General features: G+C 67.2%; 7 protein-coding genes. All 7 read left to right on the top strand.

Annotation, left to right across the window (positions count from 1 at the left end; all coding sequences use genetic code 11):
- On the top strand, positions 1 to 337 hold a 337-nt coding region (locus K675_RS0129660; RefSeq protein ID WP_017907083.1), incomplete at its 5' end, for a DUF4381 domain-containing protein.
- Entirely contained in the window at positions 330 to 1406 is a 1077-nt protein-coding gene (locus K675_RS0129655; RefSeq protein WP_017907082.1) for a vWA domain-containing protein, read from the top strand. The genes K675_RS0129660 and K675_RS0129655, both read left to right, overlap by 8 nt.
- Complete coding sequence (locus tag K675_RS0129650; protein WP_017907081.1) at positions 1403 to 3166, top strand: tetratricopeptide repeat protein; 1764 nt, start codon at positions 1403 to 1405, stop codon at positions 3164 to 3166. The genes K675_RS0129655 and K675_RS0129650 overlap by 4 nt, the downstream gene beginning before the upstream one ends.
- The gene (locus K675_RS0129645; protein ID WP_017907080.1) at positions 3163 to 4806 is read left to right on the top strand and encodes a BatD family protein; all 1644 of its coding nucleotides are present in this window, start codon (positions 3163 to 3165) and stop codon (positions 4804 to 4806) included. Before K675_RS0129650 ends, K675_RS0129645 begins: the two co-directional genes overlap by 4 nt.
- Before the next feature lie 474 nt (positions 4807 to 5280).
- On the top strand, positions 5281 to 6525 hold the full coding sequence (locus tag K675_RS0129640; RefSeq protein ID WP_017907079.1) for an exonuclease SbcCD subunit D C-terminal domain-containing protein: 1245 nt from the start codon (positions 5281 to 5283) through the stop codon (positions 6523 to 6525).
- The gene (locus tag K675_RS0129635; protein ID WP_017907078.1) at positions 6522 to 10163 is read left to right on the top strand and encodes an AAA family ATPase; all 3642 of its coding nucleotides are present in this window, start codon (positions 6522 to 6524) and stop codon (positions 10161 to 10163) included. The genes K675_RS0129640 and K675_RS0129635 overlap by 4 nt, the downstream gene beginning before the upstream one ends.
- A complete protein-coding gene (locus K675_RS0129630) occupies positions 10160 to 10771 on the top strand; it encodes a glutathione S-transferase (protein ID WP_017907077.1) in 612 nt (203 codons plus the stop codon). Before K675_RS0129635 ends, K675_RS0129630 begins: the two co-directional genes overlap by 4 nt.
- The last annotated feature ends 3 nt before the right edge of the window (positions 10772 to 10774 follow it).

Raw genomic sequence — 10774 nt, 5'->3', positions numbered from 1 at the left:
GCGCGCCGAACAGCCGCTGGACCCGCTACGGCTGGCCGCGCTGGAGGAACTCGCGCGCCTGCCCAAGCCCTATGATGGCGCACCGGCCGGTGCCTGGCTGCAGCAACTCAACGGGCTGCTCAAGCGCCTGTGCCGCAACCACTATCCGGGCAGCCAGAGCCATACCCTCAACGGCCGCCAGTGGCTGGCGTTCCTCGACAACCGCTGTCCGGCTGCCGGCCTGACGCGCTGGATGGTGCTGGTCGAAGGCGCCTACAAACCCGAGTGCAAGCTCGATGACAAGGCCATCGCCGGTCTGAACCAGGCCATCGACACCTGGATCCGCAAGCATGTTTGAGTTCGCCTGGCCGTGGATCTTCGTCCTGTTCCCGCTGCCCTGGCTGCTGCGGCTGGTGCTGCCGGTGGCCGACAGTGGCGAGGCGGCGCTGAAGGTCAGCTTTCTCGCCGATCTCGAAACCCTGACCCGCCGCCGCGCCCGGCTCAACCTGCCCGGCTGGCGTCAGCAGGCGCGCTTCGTGCTGCTCTGGCTGCTGCTGTTGATCGCCGCGGCCCGCCCGCAGTGGCTGGGCGAACCGTTGCCGATCGCCGCCAGCGGCCGCGACCTGTTGGTGGCGGTGGACGTCTCCGGCTCCATGGAATACCCCGACATGCGCTGGCAAGGCGAGGACGTCAGCCGCCTGAGCCTGGTTCAGCACCTGCTCGGCGACTTCCTCGAAAGTCGCGAGGGCGACCGCGTCGGCCTGATCCTGTTCGGCAGCAAGGCCTACGTCCAGGCGCCCCTGACCTTCGATCGGCGCACCGTGCGGATCTGGCTCGATGAGGCGAAGATCGGCATCGCCGGCAAGAACACCGCCATCGGCGATGCCATCGGCCTGGCCCTCAAGCGCCTGCGCCAGCGGCCGGCGCAGAGCCGGGTGCTGATCCTGGTGACCGATGGGGCCAACAACGGCGGCCAGATCGACCCGATCACCGCCGCCCGCCTGGCCGCCGAGGAGCAGGTGAAGATCTACCCGATCGGCATCGGCGCCGACCCGGAACAGAGCGGCGGCCTGTCCATGCTCGGCCTGAACCCGAGCATGGACCTCGACGAGCCGGCCCTCAAGGAAATCGCCCAGGTCACCGGCGGTCAGTATTTCCGCGCCCGCGACGGCCAGGAGCTGCAGAACATCCGCAATACCCTGGACAAACTCGAACCGGTGGCCCAGCAACCGACCCAGGCGCGCCCCGCCCGTGCCCTCTATCACTGGCCGCTGGCCCTGGCATTGGCCATGAGCCTGCTGCTGGTAGCCCGCGGGCAGTGGCCGGAAAACCTGCTGCAACGCTGGCTGGCGCGCCGCCAGTTCCTCCCGCAGCACCCCGAATGGCGTGAGCGTCTCAAGCGTCTGCGCCCGCGGAGACGCCGATGAGCGGCGAATTCCTCCCGGCCCTCTGGCCCCACTGGTTCCGCCCCGGCTGGCTGGTGCTGCTGCCCCTGCTCGGCTGGTTGCTGTGGCAACTCTGGCACCGGCAGAAACGCGCCGGGCGCTGGCAGATGATCCTGCCGCCGGCCTTCCACCGGGTACTGCTCGGTGGTGGCAGCGGTCGCGACAGCCGGCTGCCGTGGGTGGTGCTCGGCCTGGGCTGGGCCCTGGCCGTGCTGGCCCTGCTCGGCCCGAGTTGGCAGCGCATCGAACAATCGACCCAGAAGCCCCAGGACCCGTTGGTGGTGCTGCTGGAACTGACCCCGGACATGCTCGCCACCGACCTCTTGCCGAACCGCCTGGAACAGGCCCGGCGCAAGCTGTTCGACCTGATGCGCGCGCGCAGCGACGCGCAGACGGCGATCATCGTCTATGCAGGCAGCGCCCATACCCTCGTGCCGCTGTCCGATGACATGGGCACCAGCCGCAACCTGCTGGATGCGCTGAAGCCATCGATCATGCCCGAAGCGGGCCATCGCGCCGACCTCGCGGTCGCCAAGGCGCTGACCTTGCTCGAACGCGGCGCACAGGGCCAGGGACGCCTGTTGCTGATCGGTTCGTCCCTCAGCGAACAGGAACGCGAAGGTATCCGCCAGGCTCTGGAGCAACAGCCCCACAGCCTGCTGATCCTCGGCGTCGGTACCCGCGACGGCGCCCCGGTTGCCCAGGAAAACGGTGGCTTCCTCAAGGACGCCCAGGGCGCGATCCGCGTGCCGCGTCTCGACAGCCCGAGCCTCAAGGCCTTTGCCGCGGAAGTCGGCGGACGTTATCGCCAAAGCCGTGTCGACCAGAGCGACCTGCGCGGCCTCGGCCTGCTCGACGGGCCACGGCATCTGCGCGACGACGGCCAACTCGTGCAGCTCGACAGTTGGGAGGACCAGGGCTACTGGCTGCTGCTGCCACTGCTCCTGTTGGCCGCCTGTGCCGGCCGACGCGGCTGGCTGTTCTGCCTGCCGCTGGTGCTGCTGTTTCCACCGCCGAGCCAGGCCTTCGAATTCGCCGACCTGTGGCTGCGCCCGGACCAGCAGGGCATGCGCTTGCTGGAGCGGCAGCGCCCACTGGAGGCGGTCAGGCATTTCGACGACCCGCAATGGCAGGGCCTGGCGCTCTACGAAGCCGGCGACTATGCGGCGGCGGCCCGCAAGTTCGCCGAGGGCGACGATGCCAACGCCCATTACAACCGGGGCAATGCCCTGGCCCGGAGCGGCGAGCTGGAGGCCGCCCTGGACGCCTATGAGCAGGCCCTCGAACGCCAACCCGACCTGCGCCCGGCACAGAGGAACAAGGCCCTGGTGGAGCAGATCCTGGAGGAGCAGCGCAGCCAGGCCGCCACCCAGCCGGACAAGCCCGCCGAAACCGCCACCACCGGCGAAGCCTCCGAGACTCTCCACGACGCCCCGGCCGGCGGTGCCACAACGGCGCAACCACAGGCCAGCGACACCCGGCCACAGCCACGCGAACAGCCGCCGAACAGCGAATCGACCGATGCCCCGGCCGCGCCAACAGGTGATAATGACGTACCGGGCAGCGAACTGGGCGACGAGCAGACCACCCGCCCACCGCTGCGCAGTGCCGCGCAGAATATCGAGGGCGAGCAACGCCAGGCCCTCGAACAATGGCTGCGACAGATCCCCGACGATCCGGGCGAACTGCTCAGGCGCAAATTCTGGTACGAACAACAGCTCCATCAGGACAAGACCCGATGATCAACCGCTTTTCCGTTCTCTTGCTGTGGCTGCTCTGCTGGAGCCTACCGGCCCACGCCGGCGGGTTGCTCGCCAGCGTCGACCGCACGCGCGTGAACTCCGGTGAGTCGGTGGAACTGACCCTGGAATCGCGGGATGTCACACAGTTCGGCAAGCCGGACCTGGAGCCGCTGGCCAGCGAGTTCGAAGTGCGCGGCACGCGCCAGGTCAACCAGTTGACCACCCTGGGCGGCGACCAGCAGGCGACCACCCGCTGGATCATCACCCTGCTGCCGCGACACAGCGGCAACGTGGTGATTCCGGCCCTGCAACTGGGCGAACTGCAGAGCCAGCCGATCACCCTGCTGGTGGTGCAGAGCGATCAGCAGGAACCGGTCAACAGCCTGGCATCGGTGTTCATCGAAACCAGCCTCGACCAGGACAGCGTCTACGTCCAGGCCCAGGCGGTGCTGACCCTGCGCATCTATCATTCGGTATCGCTGTATGACGACAGCAACCTCAGCCCCCTGCAGTTGGGCGATGCACGTATCGAGCAGTTGGGTGAATCGCGCACCTACGAGAAGCTGATCAACGGCGTACGCCATGGCGTGATCGAGTTGCGCTACGCCATCTACCCGCAGCACAGCGGCCCGTTGACGATTCCGGCACTGGTGTTCAGCGCCACCCTGGCGGAAACCGGCCAGAGCCAGGGCCAGGCCCCGGCCGGCCCCAAGCCCGGCAAGCTGATTCACGTCAGTTCGGCCGAAATGACACTGGACGTCAAACCGCAGCCGGCAACCTGGCCCGCCGACGCACCATGGCTGCCCGCGCGCAGCCTGAGCCTGAGCGAGAGCTGGAGCCCGGAGCCGGACCACAGCCAGGTCGGCGACTCGCTGACCCGCAGCCTCACCATCAAGGCCGAAGGCCTGTCCAGCGCCCAGTTGCCACCACTGCCGGCCACCAGCCTCAACGGCCTGCGCCGCTATCCGGACCAGCCGCAACTGAGCAACCAGAACAGTGAACGCGGCCTGATCGGCAGCCGCGAAGAGCGTGAAGCCCTGGTTCCGACCCACAGCGGCACCTTCGAACTGCCGGCGGTCACCGTGGTCTGGTGGAACACCCACGAGGAGCACATCGAGCGCAGCACCCTGCCGGCGCGCAGCCTGCAAGTGACGAACAATCCGAGCCTGGCGGTGGATACACCGGTCAACAGCGTACCAGCGAACATCGCCACCGACGCGGCGAGCCTGTGGATCTGGAAGCTCAGCACGCTGCTGTTGACCTGTACCACCCTGCTCGGCTTCGGCCTCTGGTGGCGCGCCCGCTCGCAGCCGGCGGTGCACCGCGCCACCCAGACCGGACCGAGCCCACGGACCCTGCTCGACGATCTCAAGCGCACCTGCCTGGCCAACGATCCCCAGGCCACGCGCCAGGCGTTGGATGCCTGGGCCCGGCAACAGCCGGAAACCCTGGCCGAGATGGCTGCCCGCTTCGTGCCGCTGTCCGACGCCCTGGACGGCCTGAACGGCGCGCTGTACAGCGAGACCGGCCAGTACTGGCAAGGCGAGGAACTGTGGCGGGTGGTCCGTGCCATTCCGACCGCCGAACGGGTGCAGGATCCGGTGGGTGACAGCGGGCTGCCGCCGCTCTACCCCAAGTAATCCAAAGGAACAACGCCTCTCTCGGGCATAACACCTACCTGGACATAATGCCTCCCTGGGCCTGACACGTTCGTGGGCCCGACACATTCCTGTAGGAGCCGGGCTTGCCCGCGAAGCTTCTGGCGGTTTTGAGAGCGCCTTCGCGGGCCAGTCGGATCACCGCATCGCCTGCTCCTAGGCTCTGTCTGAAAAATCTTGATACTCGGTGATGCTGCGTTGAAAACCGCCTCGGAATGCTCATTTACTCCAGTAAAGTCGGGCGCGACCCCGGCCGTTCCTCGGCGGTTTTCGCCTTGCCTGACCTTCGTCTCAAGACTTTTCAGACAAAGCCTAAAGGGGATCGGTACGGAGGCGAAATTTCCTGCTCCCTGAAAGACCCCGGCGCCCACTCCCACGGATTTACCAGTAGACTTGTCGGTCTTTCGCACCGCCATTTTGTCCTGAGCGGTCGCCATCGTCTTCGCGGAGTTTGTCTTGCGCCTGTTTCATACCTCCGACTGGCACCTGGGCCAGAATCTTCACGGCCAGGAGCGGGATTTCGAACACGCCTGCTTCCTGAGATGGCTGCTTGCCCAACTGGCCAGCCAGCAGCCGGACGTCCTGCTGATCGCCGGCGATATCTTCGACACCGTCAACCCGCCGGTCAAAGCCCAGGAGCGCCTCTATGACTTCATCGTCAACGCTCACGAACAGCAGCCGCGACTGACCATCGTGATGATCGCCGGCAACCATGATTCCGGCTCACGCATCGAACTGCCCGCGCCGCTGATGCGCCGCCTGCGCACCCACGCCCTGGGCAGGGTGCTCTGGCTCGAGGACGGTCAGCTCGACAGCCAGCGCCTGCTGATCCCGCTGCCCGCGGCCAACGGCGAGATCGCCGCCTGGTGCCTGGCCCTGCCCTTCCTGCGGCCGGCCGAAGTCACCGGTACGCTGCTGGGCGACGACTACCTGCGCGGCATCGGCCAGGTCCACCGCTGGCTGATCGAGGCGGCCAATGCCAAGCGCCAGCCGGGCCAGGCACTGGTCGCCATCAGCCACGCGCACATGGCTGGCGGCTCGGTTTCGCAAGACTCCGAACGCAGCCTGATCATCGGCAACGCCGAGGCCCTGCCGGCCAGCCTGTTCGATGCCAGCGTCAGCTACGTCGCCCTGGGCCACCTGCACAAGCCGCAGAAGGTCAACGGCGAAGAGCGCATCCGCTACAGCGGCTCGCCCATTCCGCTGTCGTTCTCGGAGATCGGCTACAAGCACCAGATCCTCGATGTCGTGCTCGACGGTGAAACCCTGGTCAGCGTCGAACCGCGCCTGATCCCGCGCGCCGTCGAGCTGCAGCGCCTGGGGCCACTGCCCTTCGCCGAAATCCTGGAAAAGCTCGCCGAACTGCCGGATGTCGACCTGCTGGCCGACCTGCAACGCCAACCCTGGCTGGAAGTGCGGGTACGCCTCGACGAACCGCAACCGGACCTGCGCCAGCAGGTGGAAAACGCCCTCCTGGGCAAGGCCGTGCGCCTGGTGCGCATCGCCGCCGAATACGCCGGCAGCGACGCGCGCGAGGGCGAAGAGGATGGCGCAGGCCTGGTCGACCTCGACCAGCTCAGCCCCCAGGACCTGTTCAGCCGCGCCTGGCAGGACAACTACGGCAACGAGGTGGACACGCAGACCCTCGATGACTTCGCCCTGCTGTTGCAGGAAGTCCAGCTGGAGGAGGAGCAGCCATGAAGATTCTGGCCATTCGCCTGAAGAACCTCGCCTCCCTGGCCGGCCCGTTCGAGTTGGATTTCACCGCCGAGCCGCTGGCCAGCGCCGGCCTGTTCGCTATCACCGGGCCAACCGGGGCCGGCAAGAGCACCCTGCTCGACGCCCTCTGCCTGGCGCTGTTCGGCGCCGTACCACGCCTGAACAACGCCTCGCGCGATGCCAAGGTGCCGGACGCCGATGGTGAAATCGGCACCGGCGACCCGCGCACCCTGTTGCGTCGCGGCACCGGTGCCGGCTTCGCCGAAGTCGATTTCGTCGGTATCGACGGTCGCCGCTACCGCGCCCGCTGGGAAGCCAACCGTGCCCGGGACAAGGCCAACGGCAAGCTGCAGGCCAGCCGCCAGAGCCTGCGCGACCTCGACAGCGACCAGTTGCTGGCCAGCCAGAAAGGCGAATACAAGGCCCAACTGGAAGCCTGCCTGGGCCTGAACTTCGAACAGTTCACCCGCGCCGTGCTGCTGGCCCAGAGCGAGTTCAGTGCCTTTCTCAAGGCCGACGACAACGAGCGCAGCGAATTGTTGGAAAAGCTCACCGACACCGCACTCTACACCCGCCTCGGCCGCCGCGCCTTCGACAAGGCCAAGGAAGCCCGCGAAGCGCACAAGCTGTTGCAGGACCAGGCCGTCGGCGTCACCCCCATGAGTCCCGAAGCCCGGGCCGAACTCGACGAACGCTTCAACGAGGCGCAGCGGCAGCTGGAACTGCACAAGGCCCAACTGCGCCAGCTCGAACAGCAGCACAGCTGGCTCAAGGAACTTCGGCAGTTGCAGGACGCCCGCCAGGCGGGCGCCGAGCAACTGGACAGCGTCCAGCAGCAAGGGCAGGCCCTGGCCGACGAACGCCTGAAGCTGACCCGGCTGGAACAGTTGGCCCCGCAACGGCACCAGTTCGCCCGCAAACTCGATATCGACAGGCAACTGCTTCCCCTGGCGGAACAGATTGCCCGGCATCGCCAGCAGCACGACGAGTTGAGCCAACGCCAGGCCCAACTGGAACAGGACCTGGTCGCCGCCCAGACCGCGCTGAACGCCGCGCAACAGCAACAGGGCAGCGCTGCTCCGCTGCTGCGCCAGGCCTTCGAGGAACAGGGCAGCCTCGCCCGCCTGGCCAGGGAAGCCGCTCTCGCCGCCCAGGCGCAAGATACCGCGCAACAGGCCCGGGACCAGGGCCAGAAGACGATCCAGGGATTGCAGGAACGGCAACAACAGATCGCCGAACGTCTGCAGCGGATCGCCACGCAACTGGAACAAAGCACCGACCTCGCCCCCTTGAGCGAAGCCTGGAATGCCTACCGCGATCGCCTGCAACAGCTGATGCTGATCGGCAACCGGCTCAACCAGGGCCAGGCCGAACTGGCCGGCCTGCAACGCACGGCCGAAGAAACCGCGCAGGCCCTGGCCGCACGCAAGCAGCAACTGGAAGTCCTGTACCAGGAAGCGGCGGCCGAACCGGACGCAGTGGCCGAGCAGATCGGCATTCTCGGCAGCCTGCTGCAGGACAACCGCAAGCAATTGCGCGCCGTCGAGGATCTGGCCCGCCTCTGGTCCAGCCAGCAGGATCTGGACAAACGCGGCGCCGAGTTGCAGCAACGCCTGGCCAGCGCCCAGCAGGAGCGCGAACGCCTGACCCAGGACGGTGTGAAGGCCAAGGCCGAACTGGCAGTGGCCGAGCAGACCCTCGGCGTCACCCGCGAACTGCTCGAACGCCAGCGTCTGGCCCGCAGTGCCAGCGTCGAGGAACTGCGCACACAGTTGCAGGACGATCAGCCCTGCCCGGTCTGCGGCAGCCACGAACACCCCTACCACCAACCCGAGGCGCTACTGCAGAGCCTCGGCCGCCACGATGAAAGTGAACAGGCCAACGCCCAGGCCGCCGTGGATCGGCTCAAGGAACGGCTCACCGAACTGCGCGCCGAGGTCGGTGGGCTGATCGCCCAACAGAAAGAGCTGCTGGCCCAGCAGGAACAACTGACGACCCAGCAACAGGCCCTGGCCCCCAGCCTGGAAGCCCACCCGCTGGCGGCCCAGCTACTGGACCAGGACGCCGCGCAGCGCGATGCCTGGCTGGAGCGACAGGCCAGCCAACTGAACCAGAACCTGGCCCGCGACGAGCAGCGCCAGAACGCACTGCTCACTCTGCAACAGGACGCCGCGCGCCTGACCCAGCAACTGCGCCAGGCCGAAACCGCACACCAGCAGGCCGCCCAGCATCTGGACCACCAGCAGCGCGAACTGGCCAGCGACCGCCAGCGCCTGGACGACGAGCTGGCGGCCTTCGCCACGCTGCTGCCCGCCCCAACCCTGGAAGCCCTGCGCAACGAGCCGGCGGCGACCTTCCTGCAACTGGACCGGCAGATCAGCGAGCGCCTGCAACAACTCGAACAGCAGCGCGACGAGGTCGCCGAACAGCAACAGCGCCAGCAGGCGCTGGAGTTGGAGCTGGATCGCCAGCAAAGCCGCGAACAGCAACTGCAAGGTGCCCGGCAACAGTTCGAGGCCCTGGCCGAACAGCAACAGGCCAGCCAGCAGCAACTGAGCCAATTGCTCGGCGAACACGCCACTGCCGAAGACTGGCAAAAGCAACTCGAACAGGCAGTGGAACAGGCACGCCTGACCGAGACCGGTACCACCCAGGCGCTACAGGAAACCCGCACGCAACAGGTGCAGGTCGCCGCCGAACTCAAGGCCCGCGAGGAACGCCAACAGGCCCTGGAACACGAGGCCGCCGGACTGAACGGCAAGATCGCCGAATGGCGCGCCGGCCATCCGGAGCTGGACGACAGCGCGCTGCAGGCCCTGCTCGAACTGGACGACCAACAGGTCGGCGAGTTGCGTCAGCGCCTGCAACAGAATGAAAAAGCCATCGAGCAGGCCCAGGTGCTGCTGCAGGAGCGCGAACAGCGCCTGCAGGCGCACCAGGCCCAACACAACGGCCACCTCGACGCCGAACAGTTGGCCAGTGCCCTGGCCGAACACCAGCGGCAGTTCGCCGCCGGCGAGCAACACTGTGCCGAACTGCGCGCCGAACAGGCCGACGACCAGCGCCGGCAGAACGCCAACCAGGCGCTGGCCCAGCGGATTGCCGAGGCCTATGCCGAGTACCAGCGCTGGGCGCGCCTGGATGCGCTGATCGGCTCGGCCACCGGCGACCGCTTCCGCAAGCTGGCGCAGGCCTACAACCTCGACCTGCTGGTGCACCACGCCAACACCCAACTCCGCCAGTTGGTCCGGCGCTATCGCCTCAAGCGGGGCGGCAGCATGCTCGGGTTGCTGGTGCTGGACACCGAAATGGGTGACGAACTGCGCTCGGTGCATTCCTTGTCCGGTGGCGAGACGTTCCTCGTGTCGCTGGCCCTGGCCCTCGGGCTGGCGTCGATGGCATCGAGCACGCTGAGGATCGAATCGCTGTTCATCGACGAGGGTTTCGGCAGCCTCGACCCGCAATCGCTGCAATTGGCGATGGATGCCCTCGACGGCTTGCAGGCGCAGGGACGCAAGGTCGCGGTGATTTCCCACGTGCAGGAAATGCACGAGCGCATCCCGGTGCAGATCCAGGTACAACGCCAGGGCAATGGCCTGAGCACCCTGGAGGTGAAATGACAGCGGCGCTGCTCTACTCCTTCCGCCGCTGCCCCTACGCCATGCGCGCACGCCTGGCGCTGCGCTACGCGGGCGTGGCGGTGAACATCGAGGAGGTCAGCCTCAAGGCCAAGCCGGCGGCAATGCTCGCGCTGTCGAGCAAGGGCACGGTGCCGGTGCTGGCCTGCGGCAACGGCCAGGTGATCGAACAGAGCCTGGAAATCATGCACTGGGCCCTTGCCCGGCAGGATCCCGAGGATTGGCTGTTACAGGACGACCCGCAGGCCGCCCGGATCGCCGCCGAGCTGATCGGGGAAAACGACGGGGACTTCAAGCGGCGGCTGGATCGCTACAAGTACGCGGTGCGCTACCCCGAGTTTCCCATGGAGCACTACCGGGCAGAGGCCGAGGGCTTTCTACGGAAACTGGAAGCGTTGCTGGAGCAGCGTGACTGGCTGCTGGCTAACCACCGCAGCCTGGCCGACATGGCCTTGGCCCCCTTCATCCGGCAGTTCGCCCATGTCGATCGGGAGTGGTTCGCGCAGACGCCCTATCGGCGCCTGCAGGATTGGCTGGAGCGGTTCCTGGCTTGCGAACTGTTCAGCGCAGTCATGGCCAAGCCGGCCTGAGCC

This window comes from Pseudomonas fuscovaginae SE-1, from assembly GCF_000364705.1.
GTDB classification, from domain to species: Bacteria; Pseudomonadota; Gammaproteobacteria; order Pseudomonadales; family Pseudomonadaceae; genus Aquipseudomonas; species Aquipseudomonas fuscovaginae_A.
The sequence above is the reverse complement of the archived record's forward strand: the minus strand, read 5'-3'. Positions and strand labels throughout refer to the sequence as shown.

What these genes read in the sequence shown, in the direction of transcription:
- K675_RS0129630 (WP_017907077.1), top strand. Translation starts at nt 10,160, where the DNA reads ATGACAGCGGCGCTGCTCTACTCCTTCCGCCGCTGCCCCTACGCCATG.
- K675_RS0129655 (WP_017907082.1), top strand. Translation starts at nt 330, where the DNA reads ATGTTTGAGTTCGCCTGGCCGTGGATCTTCGTCCTGTTCCCGCTGCCC.
- K675_RS0129645 (WP_017907080.1), top strand. Translation starts at nt 3,163, where the DNA reads ATGATCAACCGCTTTTCCGTTCTCTTGCTGTGGCTGCTCTGCTGGAGC.
- K675_RS0129650 (WP_017907081.1), top strand. Translation starts at nt 1,403, where the DNA reads ATGAGCGGCGAATTCCTCCCGGCCCTCTGGCCCCACTGGTTCCGCCCC.
- K675_RS0129635 (WP_017907078.1), top strand. Translation starts at nt 6,522, where the DNA reads ATGAAGATTCTGGCCATTCGCCTGAAGAACCTCGCCTCCCTGGCCGGC.